Source organism: Bradyrhizobium nitroreducens (genome assembly GCF_002776695.1).
GTDB classification, from domain to species: domain Bacteria; phylum Pseudomonadota; class Alphaproteobacteria; order Rhizobiales; family Xanthobacteraceae; genus Bradyrhizobium; species Bradyrhizobium nitroreducens.
Window position 1 is genome coordinate 4,187,942 of record NZ_LFJC01000003.1, and the last position, 14,735, is coordinate 4,202,676.

The window sequence follows — 14,735 nt, forward strand, 5'->3', positions numbered from 1 at the left end:
GCGCATCGCTGACGCGCTGCGCAGCGTCCGGGGCACGAGACCCACTTACCTAGTCGGAACCGGCTTGGCGCCGCGGTAATCGTAGAATCCGCGCTGGGTCTTGCGGCCGAGCCAGCCGGCCTCGACGTATTTCACCAGCAGCGGGCACGGGCGATATTTGGAGTCGGCAAGGCCCTCGTGCAGCACCTGCATGATGGAGAGGCAGGTATCGAGGCCGATGAAATCGGCAAGCTCCAGCGGACCCATCGGATGATGCGCCCCGAGCTTCATCGCCGCGTCGATCGCCTCGACGTTGCCGACGCCTTCATACAGCGTGTAGATCGCCTCGTTGATCATCGGCAGCAGGATGCGGTTGACGATGAAGGCCGGGAAATCCTCGGAGACCGCGACCTGCTTGCCGAGCTTGCCGACGAATTCCTTGGACGCCTCGAAGGTGGAATCGTCGGTGGCGATGCCGCGGATCAGCTCCACCAGCTCCATCAACGGCACCGGATTCATGAAGTGAATGCCGATGAAACGCTCGGGCCGATCGGTGGCGGCGGCAAGGCGCGTGATCGAGATCGAGGACGTATCGGAGGCGACGATCGCCTCCGGCTTCAGCACCGCGCAGAGCTCGTGGAGGATCTTGCGCTTGACCTCTTCCTTCTCGACCGCAGTCTCGATCACGAGGTCGCAATCGGCGAGATCGTCGAGCTTTTCGGCGGGCGTGATGCGCGCCATCGCCTTGGCCTTGTCGTCCTCGGTGACGGCCTTCTTGGAGACCTGGCGCGCCAGATTGCCGTTGATGGTCGCCATGCCCGACTTGAGGCGCTCGGCCGAGACGTCGTTGAGCACCACGTCGAAGCCAGCCAGCGCCGCGACATGCGCGATGCCATTGCCCATCTGACCCGCGCCGATCACGCCGACCTTCTTGATCACTGCCGCCATAATGTCATCCACCGGAACGGCGCGCATATCGCGCCTGTCTATCCTCCGAGCCGGGAGGTCTGATTTGATCAGAAGCTTGATTTAATCAGAACCCGGGCTCGAAACCTAGATTGGATCGCTTCCCCGGCGTGCCCCACGCCAAAGAAAACGCCTCAGAAATGAAACACCGGCCGGAGTTTATCCCTCCGGCCGGTGTTTTCGACGTCTTTTACTTGCCGAGCTTGCCGAGTTCGGTCGTCAGCTCAGGAACCGCCTGGTAGAGGTCGGCGACCAGGCCATAATCGGCAACCTGGAAGATCGGCGCGTCCTCGTCCTTGTTGATCGCGACGATCACCTTGGAGTCCTTCATGCCGGCCAGATGCTGGATCGCGCCGGAAATGCCGACCGCGACATAGAGCTCCGGCGCCACCACCTTGCCGGTCTGGCCGACCTGCCAGTCGTTCGGCGCATAGCCGGCGTCCACCGCGGCGCGCGAGGCGCCGACGCCGGCGCCGAGCTTGTCGGCGAGCGGCTCGATGTACTTGGCGAAGTTCTCGCGGCTCTGCATGGCGCGGCCACCGGAGACGATGATCTTGGCCGAGGTCAGCTCGGGGCGGTCGCTCTTGGCGACCTCCTCGCCGACGAAGGTCGACAGGCCGGGATCAGCCGCGGCCTGAACGGTCTCGACCGGTGCGTTGCCACCCTCGCCGGCTGCGGCGAAGGTCGATGTGCGCACCGTGATGACCTTCTTGGCGTCCTTGGACTTCACGGTCTGGATCGCGTTGCCGGCATAGATCGGCCGCTCATAGGTGTCGGGGGCGACCACCTTGGTGATCTCCGAGACCTGCATGACGTCGAGCAGGGCGGCGACACGCGGCATCACGTTCTTGAAGCGCGAGGTCGCGGGCGCGACGATCGCGTCATAGCCCGACGCCAGCGAGACGATCAGCGCGGCCAGCGGCTCGGCGAGATCGTGCGCGTAGAGGTCGCCGTCGGCGAGCAGCACCTTCTTGACGCCGGCAAGCTTGGCAGCGGCATCGGCGGCGGCCTTGGCGTTCTGGCCGGCGACCAGCACCTCGACATCCGCGCCGAGCGCGGCTGCTGCGGTCAGGGCCTTGTTGGTCGCATCCTTGAGCGACGCATTGTCGTGTTCGGCAATCAGAAGCGTCGTCATCAGAGCACCCCGGCTTCGTTCTTGAGTTTCGACACCAGCTCGGCGACGTCCTTGACCTTGACGCCGGCCTTGCGGCCCGCCGGTTCAGTGGTCTTGAGAACCTCGAGGCGCGCGGCGATGTCGACGCCGTAATCGGCGACGGTCTTCTCCGCGATCGGCTTCTTCTTCGCCTTCATGATGTTCGGCAGCGAGGCATAGCGCGGCTCGTTGAGACGGAGATCGGTGGTGACGATCGCCGGTCCCTTGAGCTTGACGGTCTGCAGGCCGCCATCGACTTCGCGGGTCACCTTGAAGTCGGACCCTTCGACCTCGAGCTTCGAGGCGAACGTCGCCTGCGACCAGCCGAGCAGCGCGGCCAGCATCTGGCCGGTCTGGTTCGAGTCGTCGTCGATCGCCTGCTTGCCGAGAATGATGAGGCCCGGCTGCTCTTCGTCGGCGACCTTCTTCAGGATCTTGGCGACCGCGAGCGGCTCGACCGCGCCCTCGGCCTTCACCAGGATGCCGCGATCGGCGCCCATGGCAAGACCCGTGCGGATCGTCTCCGACGCCTGCGCCGGTCCAATGGAGACCACCACGACCTCGGTCGCCTTGCCGGCTTCCTTCAGACGCAGCGCTTCCTCGACCGCGATTTCGTCGAACGGGTTCATCGACATCTTGACGTTGGCGAGTTCAACGCCCGATCCATCGCCCTTGACGCGGACCTTGACGTTGTAATCGACCACCCGCTTTACCGGCACTAAGACCTTCATCGATCCTCTTTCACTCAATTTGGGAGGGGGGTTATCAACTGGCGCGGAACCTAAAGGCCCGATCTGCCCCGGTCAACGCGCGAGCGGGCCTAATTTTGGCCTTCTGAAATGCGCAAGGCCCGCGGGTGGGCTCGATGGGTCAGCGGTTCTGGCCGGGAACCCAGAGCACGTCGCCGGCGCCATTACCGTTGGCGGCTCGGCTGGCCACAAACAGGAAGTCCGACAGGCGGTTCATATATTGAATGCCAGCCGCGCTGACCGGCTCGCCCCGCCGGGCTGCCAGTTCCACGATCACCCGTTCCGCCCTGCGGCATATCGTGCGAGCCACGTGCAGATGGGCTGCGGCCGGCGTGCCGCCGGGCAGCACGAAGGAGGTGAGCGGCTGGAGCTTGTCGTTCAGCGCATCGATGTCGCGCTCGAGCCGCTCGACCTGGCTCGCCACCACCCGCAGCCGCTCCGCCTTGCCCTCACGCTCGGGCACCGCAAGATCGGCGCCGAGGTCGAACAGATCGTTCTGGATGCGGCCGAGCATCGCGTCGAGCTCGGGCACGTCGCCGGTATGGAGCCTGACCACGCCGATCGCGGCGTTGGTCTCGTCGACGGTGCCATAGGCTTCGATACGCAGATCGTATTTCGGACGCCGCTCGCCGGTTCCGAGCGCCGTCGTACCGTCGTCACCGGTCTTCGTGTAGATGCGATTGAGTACGACCATGATCAGCGCCCCATCGCCCAGACCGCGAGCATCGCGATGACGATCGCCACGAATTGAAGCAGCACGCGCCAGCGCATCAGCTTCTGCGAGGTATTGGGCGAGCCGCCGCGCATCATGTTGATGAGACCGAGCAGCAGCACCAAGGCGACTGCACCGGCGGCCGCCGGCAGGATGAAAGTAGTCAGGAGAGATGCCATTGGGGGGTGATAACACCGCGCGCGCCGGTCCGCCATCTCCCCACCCGTCATTCCGGGGCGCGCCAACGGGTCCGCAATGCGGCCCGGTGGCGCGAGCCCGGAATCCATCAAGCAGCGTCACGCGCCGTGAAATGGATTCCGGGCTCGATGCTCCGGGTCGCGCTTTGCGCGGTCCCGTCGCATCGCCCCGGAATGACGACTGGGTTGGTTGGCGATCTGGCTTTTAGGCCAATAATATCAGAAGCTGGCTGGATGATTTCCGATTTGCGTCTATCGCAAGCCTTCTCCGTCTCTCCCCCCAAGAGGCGAAAGGGAGCAGTACAGGGCCAGCCGTGAAAGCCGTCCGCTACATCTACGTCGTGGTGATGGATGCGTTCTATACGTTCCTCGCCGACGACGGCTGGGCGATTGCGAGCCACATCGCGCTGTCGACGCTGATGGCGCTGTTCCCGTTCCTGATCGTGCTGACCTCGCTCGCCGGCTTCTTCGGCTCCAAGGAACTCGCCGACCAGGCCGCCAGCCTGATGCTGCAGATCTGGCCCAAGCAGGTGGCCGATTCGATCTCGGGCGAGGTCCACGACGTCTTGACCACGACCCGCACCGGCGTGCTGACGATCGGCGCTGCGCTGTCGGTCTATTTCGCCTCCAACGGCGTCGAGGCGCTGCGGGTTGCGCTCAACCGTGCCTATGCGGTGGTGGAGATGCGGCGCTGGTACTGGCTGCGGCTGGAATCGATCGGCTACACGCTGGTCGCGGCCTTCACCGCGCTCGCCATGGCGTTCCTGATCGTGCTCGGCCCGCTGATCATCGAGGCCGCGCGTGCCCACATTCCGCTGTTCGTCGAATCCAACGAGAGCATCCTCACCTGGCTGCGTTACGGCATCACCGTCGGCGCGCTGGTGGTGGCGCTGCTGATCCTGCATGCCTGGCTGCCGGCAGGGCGGCGCGGCTTCTTCCAGATCCTGCCCGGCATCGTCTTCACCATCGTGGCGTCGCTGATATCGGGCATCGTGTTCGGACAATATCTGGCGCGCTTCGCCAACAACTACGTGACCATGTATGCGGGGCTCGCCTCGGTGATCATCGCGCTGGTGTTTCTGTACTTCATCGCCGCGATCTTCGTTTACGGCGGCGAGCTCAATGCCGCGATCATCAAGTCGCGGCTTCCTCACGGCGTGTCGCTTCAAGCAGCGCAGTCGCTAGCGCCCGAGGAGACACAGGCTTGACCAGGAAGGCATCGGCGCCGGCCTCGCGCGAGGCGGCCTCGTCCTCGCCGCGGCCGGATACCCCGATGATCGGGATCCGCGCCAGCGGCGGCTCCATGGTGCGGATCCGCCGGATGGCCTCGACGCCGTCGATGCCCGGCAGCACCATGTCCATCAGCACCGCGTCGAATGCACCCTGCGCCAGCCGGCCGACGGCGTCCTCGCCGCGCCCGATGAACTCGGCATGATGGCCGAGCTCGGTCAGAATCGTGTTCAGAACGACGCGGCCGAACGGATTGTCCTCGACACTCAGCACGCGGAGCGCGGCGACCGCATCGGGCTCGGCGTCGCCCTTCGACTTGCGGGACTTGGCCGGCCCCGTCGCGTCCAGCGATACCGTCAACGTGAAGGTGGCGCCGCCGCCACGCCGCGGCGCGACCGTGATGTCGCCCCCCATCGCCCGCGCCAACTGCTTCACCGAGGACAACCCGAGCCCGGCGCCGCCGAAGCGCGAGGCGATCGTGACATTGGCCTGGGTGAACGGGCGGAACAGCCGCTTGATCTCGGCCATGGTCAGGCCGATGCCGCTGTCGGACACCGCGAAGGCAACGCCGGCCCTGCCCTTGGTCTTGGTCTTGCCCTTGGTCTTGCCCTTGGCCGGACGCCAGGGCGTCACCGCGAGCGCCACGCCGCCCTGGTCGGTGAACTTCACGGCATTGTCGATCAGGTTCTCGAGCGCGGCACGCAGGCGGACGGGATCGCCGACCACGAGGCCCGGCAGCCTTGCGGAGATCTCGACCTGGGCCTGAAGGCCCTTGGCCGCGGCACGCCCGGCGAGCGAATCGCCGGCGCTGCGGGCGAGCGTCCTGAGGTCGAACAGATCCTGCCGCAGCGTGCTGCCGCCCTTGCCGCCGGTTCTGGCGGCATCCACGAACAGCGTGGCGAGGCTCGCCAGATGCTCGGCACCGGCCTTGATGGTGTCGGCCCAGCGCCGTTCACGTTCGCCGAGATCGGAGGTCGCGAGCAGGTCGCTGATCGCGAGAATGCCGGTCAGAGGGGTGCGGACCTCATGGGCAAAGGCGGCGAGCGCCGCCTGGACCACGTCGGGCGCGTCCGTCCTGGTGCTGCGCTTGCGCACCTGTCCGGCCTCCCCGGACCGCTTCCGAGGCGGTCGCCTCGTCGTCCGCGTGGTGCGCGCTGGGCGCTTCTTCGCCGCCATGAATCCCCTTCGAAGTATCCCCTTCGGACCCCCGGGCTGTTTGCCGAGCATGGCACGGCGAAATACCCGGAGTCACGGCGACGTTTCGCTAACCCCCAGAGAAACTTAACCTAATCCCACCTGCTGGCGGATGCCGGCAGGCGTTGTGCCGGCCGCACGCAAGGCACGCAGACCGGTCGAGCCGCTCGATTTCGACAGTTTCCGCCCCTCGCCGTCGCAAATCAGCCGGTGATGGCGGTAGGCGGGTTCAGGCAAGCCGAGCAGGACCTGCAACAGGCGGTGCACCGAGGTTGCGTGAAACAGGTCCTGGCCCCGTACGATCTCGCTGACGCCCTGGAGCGCGTCGTCGACGACGACGGACAGATGATAGCTGGTCGGTGTCTCCTTGCGGGCGAGGATCACATCGCCCCACGCCTCGGGCCGCGCCGGGACGACGCCGCACGCGCCGCCGGGGCCCTCGCCGAGCTCGTTCCACGCCAGACCGTCGGCCCGCCGACAGGCGGCCGCCATGTCGAGCCGCAACGCGTAAGGCGCGCCCGATGCGATGAGCCGGTCGCGCTCGGAAGCTGAGAGCGACTTCGCATCGCCGGGATAGAGCGGCGCGCCGTCGGGATCGCGCGGCCACGGGCCATCCCCCTGGCGCGCGGCAACGAGCCTTGCGATCTCGGCGCGGCTTTCGAAGGCGGGATAGACGAGGCCGAGCGCCGACAGCTTGTCCAGCGCGGCGCGATAATCGGCGAGATGCTCCGACTGCCGCCGCACCGGCGTCTCCCATTCAATCCCGAGCCAGGCGAGATCCTCGTAGATCGCCGCCTCGAACTCCGGCCGGCACCGCGTCGCGTCGATGTCCTCGATCCGCAGCAGCAATCGCCCGCCGGTCTCGCGCGCCCGCTGGAAGTTCAGCAGTGCGGAATAGGCGTGGCCGAGATGCAGGTGGCCGTTGGGGCTGGGGGCAAATCGGAAAACGGGTGGTCCCATCGACATGAATCTCGTCATGGCCGGGCTTGGCCGCCACGGCTGTCATTCCGGGGCGGTCCGCAGGACCGAACCCGGAATCTCGAGATTCCGGGTTCGATGCTTCGCATCGCCCCGGAATGACGGAGTAGGATAATAGATGCGCGGGTCAAGCCCGCGCATGACGAGTTGAGCAACCATGACAATCCACCTCGAAACCCAGTCCGATCTCGAAGAAGCGGTCGACGCGCTGATCAAGCGCGACCCGCGCCTCAAGCCCGTGCTCACGATCGCGGGCATGCCGGCGCTGCGGCGGCGGGAGCCGGGTTTCGCGGGTCTTGCCCACATCGTCTGCGGGCAGCAGCTGTCGACCGCGAGCGCCGCGGCGATCTGGGGACGGCTGTCGGCGGCCTTCGATCCGTTCGACCACGACGCCGTGCGCCGCGCCCGCACCGACCGCCTGGGGCGGCTCGGACTTTCGGCCGCCAAGATCAAGACACTGAAGCATCTCGCCCGCGAGATCGGCGCACAGCGGCTGAACCTCGACGTGCTCGCGGAGGAGGATGCCGACGCCGCGCACCACACGCTGATCGCATTGCCCGGCATCGGGCCCTGGACCGCCGACGTCTATCTGCTGTTCTGCCTTGGCCATGGCGATGCCTGGCCGGCCGGCGACCTCGCCGTGCAGGAGGCCATCAGGATCGGCCTCGGCCTCAAGGCACGGCCGACGGAGAAGCAGATGGCGCCGCTCGCCGAACCCTGGCGTCCGCTGCGCGGCGCGGCCGCGCATTTGTGGTGGAGCTATTATCGCGCGGTGAAGAAGCGCGAGGGCGTGCTCGCGGGATCGGTCTAGCCCCGCAGCCTCGCGCGGTCGGCCCGGGCGCATTCGGCGACGAAGTCGACCACCGCGCGCACCGCCGGGAGCTCGACGAGGTCGGGATGGGCCAGCAGCCAGAGATCCGCGACGCTGGCGAGCTTCTGCGGGGCGACGCGCACGAGATCGGAATAGGCTTCGGCGACGAAGCACGACAGCGCGGAGATTCCGATGCCGGCGCGGACCGCCGCCAACATATCCCCCTGCGACGAGCAACGCATCGCCACCCTTGCCTGCCGCGTGACGACGTCGCTCCAGCGCGCAAGCTGCGCATTGGACGTCTGATCGGCGAAGCCGATGACGCTGTGCTCCTTCCAATCGCCGCGCCGTTCAGGCAGGGGCCGCCCGGCGGCATAATCGCGAGAGGCATAGAAGCCCGTGCCGAGACGGCCGATCTTGCGGCCGACCAGGTTCTCCTCGCCGCTGTCGAACGGCCGCAGCACCACGTCCGCCTCGCGCCGGCGCACGCTCGCCGGAAACGGATGGGTGATGATCTCGAGCTGGATATGATCGTGCGCACGCAGGAAGGCGGGCAGACGCGGCATCAGCCAATGCGAGGCCAGCGTCGCGCCGATCGACAGCTTGACGATGCCGCGCGCCTTGTGTCCTTTCGCCGCCACCGCGGTCTCCGCCCGTAGCGCCGCTGCCGCCATGGCCTCGGCGTGCTCGCGCAAGGTTCTGCCATCAGCGGTCAGCGCCAGGCCGTCGGCGGCGCGCGCCACCAATCGGGTGCCGAGCTGGGCTTCCAGCGCCGCGATCTTGCGGCTGACGGTGGGATGGCTGGTGTGCAGCCGGCGTGCAGCGGCGGTGAAGCTGCCGGTTTCGGCGACCGCGACGAAGGTCTTGCAAAGGTCCCAGTCCATCGGCCGCCCCGTTCATGTCTGAATGATCATCCGTTCATTATTGAACGGCATGGGCGCGCCGTCCAACCTTATAGTGCAATCAAATCCGCAACACGGGCGGCGATCCGCCCGCGCGACAATCACCAGGAAACGCCTCGTCATCCGCCTGCCGGCGGAGCCGCGTTTCAGGAGGACATGATGGCGCTGCCCACTCCCTTGAAGAATTCGCTCGCGCTGCCCGTCGTCGGCTCGCCCCTGTTCATCGTCTCCGGGCCGGAGCTGGTGATCGCCCAGTGCAAGGCGGGCGTGGTCGGCTCCTTTCCCGCGCTCAATGCCCGTCCGGTCGAGAAGCTGGACGAGTGGCTGAGCCGCATCGAGGACGAGCTCGGCGAATACAAATCGCTCAATCCCGGCAAGAAGGTCGCCCCCTACGCCGTCAACCAGATCTGTCATGCCTCCAATGACCGGCTGATGAAGGACATGGAGACCTGCGTGAAGCACAAGGCGCCCATCATCATCACCTCGCTGCGGCCGCCGGCGGAGATCGTCGAAGCCGCGCATTCCTATGGCGGGCTGGTGTTCCACGACGTCATCAACGTCAAGCACGCGCGGAAAGCCGCCGAGCAGGGCGTCGACGGACTGATCCTGGTCTGCGCCGGTGCCGGCGGACACGCCGGCACGCTGTCTCCCTTCGCGCTGGTGCGCGAGGTCAAGCAATGGTTCGACGGCGCCATTCTGCTGTCCGGTGCGATCAGCGACGGTTTTGGCATCGCCTCGGCGCTGACGCTGGGCGCCGACCTCGCCTACATGGGCACGCGCTTCATCGCGACGCAGGAAGCCAATGCCGACGAGGCCTACAAGTCCGCGCTGACGCAGCACGCCGCTCACGACATCGTCTACAGCAACCTGTTCACCGGCGTGCACGGCAACTATCTCGGCCCCTCGATCGCCGCCGCAGGGCTGGACCCGGACAACCTCCCGGTCGCCGACAAATCGAAGATGAATTTCGGCTCCGGCGGCAACATGAAATCGAAAGCATGGCGCGACATCTGGGGATCTGGCCAGGGCATCGGCCAGATCACCGATGTCCCTCCGGTCGCCGAGCTCGTCGACCGCATGAAGCGTGAATTCGATCAGGCCCGGCAGGAATTCCTGATGCGCGCCAGCGCCTGACGGTTCAGACTGAAAGAAAAACGGGAGGACATCATGAAGCTGGCAGCCACACTGATCGGCCTGTCCCTGCTGGCGCTCGCCGGCGGTGGCGCTCGCGCCGAAGGCACGGACGAGATCCGGATCGGACAGACCCTGCCCTATAGCGGCCCGGCCTCCGGCTTCGGCGCGATCGGCCGGACGCAGGAAGCCTTCTTCGAGAAGGTCAATGCCGAAGGCGGCATCAACGGCCGCAAGGTCAAGTTCATCACGCTGGACGACGCCTATTCGCCGCCGAAGACGGTCGAGCAGACCCGCAAGCTGGTCGAGCAGGACGAGGTGCTGATGATGTTCGGCTCGCTCGGCACCGCCACCAACAGCGCCGTGCAGCGCTATTTGAACAGCAAGAAGGTGCCGCAATTATTCGTGCTCTCGGGCGCGACCAAATGGGCCGACCCGCAGAAATATCCGTGGACCATGCCCGGCATGGCCGCCTATGAATCCGAGGGCGTGGTCTATGCCAAGCACGTGCTGCGGACCAAGCCCGACGCGAAGATCGCCATCCTGTCCCAGAACGACGATTTCGGCCGCGACTATGTCGCCGGCTTCAAACGCGCGCTCGGCGCCAAGGCCGCGGGCATGATCGTCGCGGAAGCGACCTACGAGACCAGCGCGCCGACCATCAGCTCGCAGCTCTCGACCCTGAAGGCGTCGGGCGCCGACGTGCTGTTCGGCGTCGTGCTCGGCAAGTTCACCTCGCAGATGATCAAGGGCGTGGCCGAGATCGGCTGGAAGCCCGAGCTGTTCTTCGTGCCGACCTCGGCCTCGTCGATCTCGTTCCTCGAGCCGGCGGGGCTCGACAACGCCGTCGGCCTGATCTCGTCGAGCAACCAGAAGGACACGATGGACCCGCAATGGGCCAGCGATCCCGGCGTGAAGGAGTATTTCGCCTTCATGAAGCAATACATGCCGAACGCCGACCTTTCCAACTCCAACTACGCGGCCGGCTACCATTACGCGACGCTGCTGATGACGGTGCTGAAGGCGTGCAAGGACGATGTCAGCCGCGACAACATCATGCGTCAGGCCGCCGCGCTGAAGGAGGTGAAGCTGCCGCTGCTGCTGCCGGGAATGTCGGTTACGACCGGCCCCGACGATTATCTGCCGTTCCAGCAGCTTCAGCTCCGGCGCTTCAACGGCAAGAGCTGGGTCGGCTTCGGCGACGTGCTGGACGATCGCTAGCCTCGAGCGGAACAAGGACAGACCATGATCATCAGCGGCGAGCGCCGGATCGGCTATGACGGGATCCAGGCGCGCATCAAACGCGCGGCGAGCGGGCTTCGCACCCTCGGCCTTGCCGAAGGCGCGCCGGTCGCCATGATGCTGCGCAACGACTTCGCCTTGTTCGAGGTGGTCGCAGCCTCGGCCGCACTCGGCAGCCCCGTGGTGCCGATCAACTGGCACCTGAAGGCCGAGGAGGTCCGCTACATCCTGATCGACAGCGGCGCGAAGATCCTGGTCTGCCACGCCGATCTGCTACCGCAAATTCGCAGCGGCGTTCCGGAGGATGTCAGCCTGCTCGTCGTGGCAACGCCGCCCGAGCTGGCGGCGACCTTCGCGATTCCGCCCGAGCTGACCGGGGTTGCCGCGGGACTGGCCGATTGGGACCGCTGGCGCGACGGTCATCCGGAAATGCAGGAGCCGCCGCGCCGGGCGGCGGCGATGATCTACACCTCGGGGACCACGGGCATGCCCAAGGGCGTGCGGCGCATGCCGATGCAGCCCGAACAGGCGGCCGCCTCCGAGCGCGTCGGCGCGATCGCCTATGGCATCAAGCCGCGCGAGGGCCAGGTCGTGCTGATCAACGGGCCGATGTATCACTCGGCGCCGCACTCCTACGGCATGATGGCCTTCCGCAACGGCTGCACCATCGTCCTTCAGCCGCGCTTCGACGCCGAGGAGCTGCTGGCGCTGATCGAGCGCCACCGCGTGACGCATATCCACATGGTGCCGACCATGTTCGTGCGGCTGTTGCGGCTGCCCGAGGCCGTCAGACAACGCTACGATCTGTCGTCGCTGCGCTTTGTCGTGCATGGCGCCGCACCCTGCCCGCCCGAGATCAAGCGGGCCATGATCGAGTGGTGGGGACCTGTCATCAACGAGTATTTCGGCTCGACCGAGACCGGAATCCCGGTGTGGCACTCCGCCGAGGAAGCGCTGAAGAAGCCTGGCACGGTGGGCCGCGCCATCGAAGGCGGCATCGTCAAGATTTTTCGCGATGACGGCAGCCTCTGCGGCGCTGGCGAGGTCGGCGAAATCTACATGCGCCAGACCGCGGTGCCCGATTTCGACTATCACGGCAAGGCGCAGGCGCGGGCCGAGGCGGGGCGCGACGGCCTCGTCAGCGTCGGCGACGTCGGCTATCTCGACGAGGACGGCTATCTGTTCCTGTGCGACCGCAAGCGCGACATGGTGATCTCGGGCGGCGTCAACATCTATCCTGCCGAGATCGAGAACGTCCTGATCGCGATGCCCGGCGTCCGCGACTGCGCCGTGTTCGGCATCCCCGACCTGGAATACGGCGAGCGGCTGTGCGCCTGCATCGAGCCCGACACCGGCATCCAGCTCTCCGCCAGTGCCGTGCAAGCCTGGCTGCGTGACCGGCTGGCCAATTTCAAGGTGCCGAAGGAGATCCGGTTCCTGGATACGCTGCCGCGCGAGGCAACCGGAAAGATCTTCAAGCGCAAGCTGCGCGATCCCTATTGGGCGGACCAGAGGGCGGCTGGGCCTTAGCCGCCCGCCGCCGCCCCCTCGCTGAAGCATCGCCGGCATATACCGTCCGAGCAGGGCCATATGCCGGCATTGCTCGGGTCATCGGCTTTTGGCGGCCAGCGAAACCGTATAGCTTCGACCAGAGGAAACGCCGCGAAGACGGCCACGAGGTCGCGCATGCTGGACAGGACGAAGGATATTTCCGTCGCCGCGCAGAGCTGGCTCGACGTGTTCGAGCACACGCTGGGCAAGAGCGATCCCCCCGCGCTGGCCGCCCTCTTCGTCGCCGACAGCTTCTGGCGCGATGTGCTGGCGCTGAGCTGGAACCTGCAAACGCTCGCGGGCCGCGAAGCGATTGCGCCAGCGCTGGCGGCGCTCGCGCCCAAGGCGGCACCGGCCAGGTTCGAGATCGCCCCCAACCGCGCGCAGCCCCGCAAAGTGACGCGTGCCGGCACCAGCAGCATCGAAGCCATCTTCAATTTCGAAACCGCGATCGGGCGCGGCAGCGGCATCATCAGGCTCGTACCTGACAGCACCGACGGCGACCGCCTCAAGGCATGGACGCTGCTCACCGCGCTCGACGAATTGAAGGGCTTCGAGGAGCAGCTCGGCACCTCGCGCCCGCGCGGCCAGGCTTATTCGCGCGATTTCCGCGGACCGAACTGGCTCGATCTGCGCAACGCCTCGCGCGACTACGCCGACCGCGATCCGGCCGTGCTGGTGGTCGGCGGCGGCCAGGCCGGGCTCGCGATCGCAGCGCGGCTGAAGCAGTTGCAGGTCGACACGCTGATCGTCGATCGCGAGACGCGGATCGGCGACAACTGGCGCAAGCGCTACCACGCGCTGACATTGCACAACCAGGTGCAGGTCAATCACCTGCCCTACATGCCGTTTCCGCCGAACTGGCCGACCTACATCCCCAAGGACAAGCTCGCCAACTGGTTCGAGGCCTATGTCGACGCCATGGAGCTGAATTTCTGGACCGGCACCGAGTTCGAAGGCGGCAGCTATGACGAGGCCAGAGGTCACTGGACGGTGACGCTGCGCCGCGCCGACGGCAGCACGCGGACCATGCATCCGCACCACGTGATCATGGCGACCGGCGTCAGCGGCATTGCCAACATTCCTGCCATTCCGACCCTCGACAATTTCAAGGGTACGCTGCTGCATTCCAGCCGCTACGAGGACGGCGAGAACTGGACCGGCAAGCGCGCGATCGTCATCGGCACCGGCAACAGCGGGCACGATATCGCGCAGGATCTGTATTCCAGCGGCGCCGAGGTGACGCTGGTGCAGCGTTCGCCCACGCTCGTCACCAATATCGAGCCGTCGGCGCAGCTCGCTTATGCCACCTACAATGAAGGCACGCTCGAGGACAACGACCTGATCGCCGCCTCGATGCCGACGCCGCTGGCGAAGAAGACGCATGTGATGCTGACGGAGCAGTCGAAGCAGCTCGACAAGGATCTGCTCGACGGCCTCGCGCGCGTCGGCTTCAAGCTCGACTTCGGCGAGGCCGGCACAGGCTGGCAGTTCAAATACCTCACCCGCGGCGGCGGCTATTATTTCAACGTCGGCTGCTCCAATTTGATCGTCGAGGGCAAGGTCAAGCTTAGGCAGTTCGACGACATCGAGAGCTTTGTCGCTGACGGCGCGCGGATGAAGGACGGTGTGATCATCCCGGCCGACCTCATCGTGCTCTCCACCGGCTACAAGCCGCAGGAATATCTGGTGCGAAAGCTGTACGGCGATGCCGTCGCCGACCGCGTCGGCCCGATCTGGGGCTTTGGCGAAGGCTTCGAGCTGCGCAACATGTATACGCGCACGAAACAGCCCGGCCTGTGGTTCATCGCCGGCAGCCTCGCGCAGTGCCGCATCAACTCGAAATATCTCGCGCTGCAGATCAAGGCGATCGAGGAAGGGATTTTGGGCGGGGCATAACCACAAACGTCATTCCGGGGCGCGCGTCAGCGCGAACCCCG

Annotated in this window: 14 protein-coding genes; 6 read left to right on the forward strand and 8 right to left on the reverse strand. The window is 66.2% G+C overall.

From position 1 onward, the window contains the following. Positions 1-45: 45 nt before the first annotated feature. From TSA1_RS20125 to TSA1_RS20145, 5 genes are all read right to left on the reverse strand, one after another. Positions 46-927 (reverse strand): 3-hydroxybutyryl-CoA dehydrogenase, encoded by an 882-nt coding sequence (locus tag TSA1_RS20125; protein WP_100181234.1) that lies wholly within the window; start codon positions 925-927, stop codon positions 46-48. Positions 928-1,135: 208 nt separating this feature from the next. Further along, positions 1,136-2,080 (reverse strand): electron transfer flavoprotein subunit alpha/FixB family protein, encoded by a 945-nt coding sequence (locus TSA1_RS20130; RefSeq protein WP_100177864.1) that lies wholly within the window; start codon positions 2,078-2,080, stop codon positions 1,136-1,138. Continuing rightward, positions 2,080-2,829: an electron transfer flavoprotein subunit beta/FixA family protein gene (locus TSA1_RS20135; RefSeq protein WP_100177865.1), complete on the reverse strand. Its 750-nt coding sequence runs from the start codon at positions 2,827-2,829 to the stop codon at positions 2,080-2,082. The genes TSA1_RS20130 and TSA1_RS20135 overlap by 1 nt, the downstream gene beginning before the upstream one ends. Positions 2,830-2,968: 139 nt before the next feature. Next, complete coding sequence (locus TSA1_RS20140) at positions 2,969-3,541, reverse strand: cob(I)yrinic acid a,c-diamide adenosyltransferase (RefSeq protein ID WP_100177866.1); 573 nt, start codon at positions 3,539-3,541, stop codon at positions 2,969-2,971. Between the two features lie 2 nt (positions 3,542-3,543). Then, the gene (locus TSA1_RS20145; protein WP_028139921.1) at positions 3,544-3,738 is read right to left on the reverse strand and encodes a twin transmembrane helix small protein; all 195 of its coding nucleotides are present in this window, start codon (positions 3,736-3,738) and stop codon (positions 3,544-3,546) included. Between the two features lie 332 nt (positions 3,739-4,070). Between TSA1_RS20145 and TSA1_RS20150 the strand changes: the two genes are divergently transcribed. Continuing rightward, positions 4,071-4,964, forward strand: a complete 894-nt coding sequence (locus TSA1_RS20150) for a YihY/virulence factor BrkB family protein (RefSeq protein WP_100177867.1) — start codon at positions 4,071-4,073, stop codon at positions 4,962-4,964. Here TSA1_RS20150 and TSA1_RS20155 read toward each other — a convergent pair. Both TSA1_RS20155 and gluQRS read right to left on the reverse strand, forming a co-directional pair. Then, positions 4,891-6,162, reverse strand: a complete 1,272-nt coding sequence (locus TSA1_RS20155) for an ATP-binding protein (RefSeq protein ID WP_100177868.1) — start codon at positions 6,160-6,162, stop codon at positions 4,891-4,893. The genes TSA1_RS20150 and TSA1_RS20155 overlap by 74 nt on opposite strands. A 105-nt stretch (positions 6,163-6,267) precedes the next feature. Next, on the reverse strand, positions 6,268-7,140 hold the full coding sequence (gene gluQRS / locus TSA1_RS20160) for a tRNA glutamyl-Q(34) synthetase GluQRS (protein WP_100181235.1): 873 nt from the start codon (positions 7,138-7,140) through the stop codon (positions 6,268-6,270). A 175-nt stretch (positions 7,141-7,315) separates the two neighbouring features. On the opposite strand from gluQRS, the gene TSA1_RS20170 reads away from it, so the two are divergent. Further along, on the forward strand, positions 7,316-7,969 hold the full coding sequence (locus tag TSA1_RS20170; protein WP_100177869.1) for a DNA-3-methyladenine glycosylase family protein: 654 nt from the start codon (positions 7,316-7,318) through the stop codon (positions 7,967-7,969). Here TSA1_RS20170 and TSA1_RS20175 read toward each other — a convergent pair. Then, positions 7,966-8,853 carry a LysR family transcriptional regulator gene (locus tag TSA1_RS20175; protein ID WP_100177870.1) on the reverse strand — a complete coding sequence of 296 codons (888 nt, stop codon included), beginning with the start codon at positions 8,851-8,853 and terminating at the stop codon, positions 7,966-7,968. The genes TSA1_RS20170 and TSA1_RS20175 overlap by 4 nt on opposite strands. Before the next feature lie 177 nt (positions 8,854-9,030). On the opposite strand from TSA1_RS20175, the gene TSA1_RS20180 reads away from it, so the two are divergent. From TSA1_RS20180 to TSA1_RS20195, 4 genes are all read left to right on the forward strand, one after another. Next, positions 9,031-10,005 (forward strand): NAD(P)H-dependent flavin oxidoreductase, encoded by a 975-nt coding sequence (locus TSA1_RS20180; RefSeq protein ID WP_100181236.1) that lies wholly within the window; start codon positions 9,031-9,033, stop codon positions 10,003-10,005. A gap of 33 nt (positions 10,006-10,038) precedes the next feature. Continuing rightward, positions 10,039-11,223 (forward strand): ABC transporter substrate-binding protein, encoded by a 1,185-nt coding sequence (locus TSA1_RS20185; protein ID WP_100177871.1) that lies wholly within the window; start codon positions 10,039-10,041, stop codon positions 11,221-11,223. A gap of 24 nt (positions 11,224-11,247) precedes the next feature. Continuing rightward, on the forward strand, positions 11,248-12,774 hold the full coding sequence (locus TSA1_RS20190; RefSeq protein WP_100177872.1) for an acyl-CoA synthetase: 1,527 nt from the start codon (positions 11,248-11,250) through the stop codon (positions 12,772-12,774). Between the two features lie 156 nt (positions 12,775-12,930). Beyond that, positions 12,931-14,694, forward strand: a complete 1,764-nt coding sequence (locus tag TSA1_RS20195; protein ID WP_100177873.1) for a flavin-containing monooxygenase — start codon at positions 12,931-12,933, stop codon at positions 14,692-14,694. Positions 14,695-14,735 lie beyond the last annotated feature (41 nt).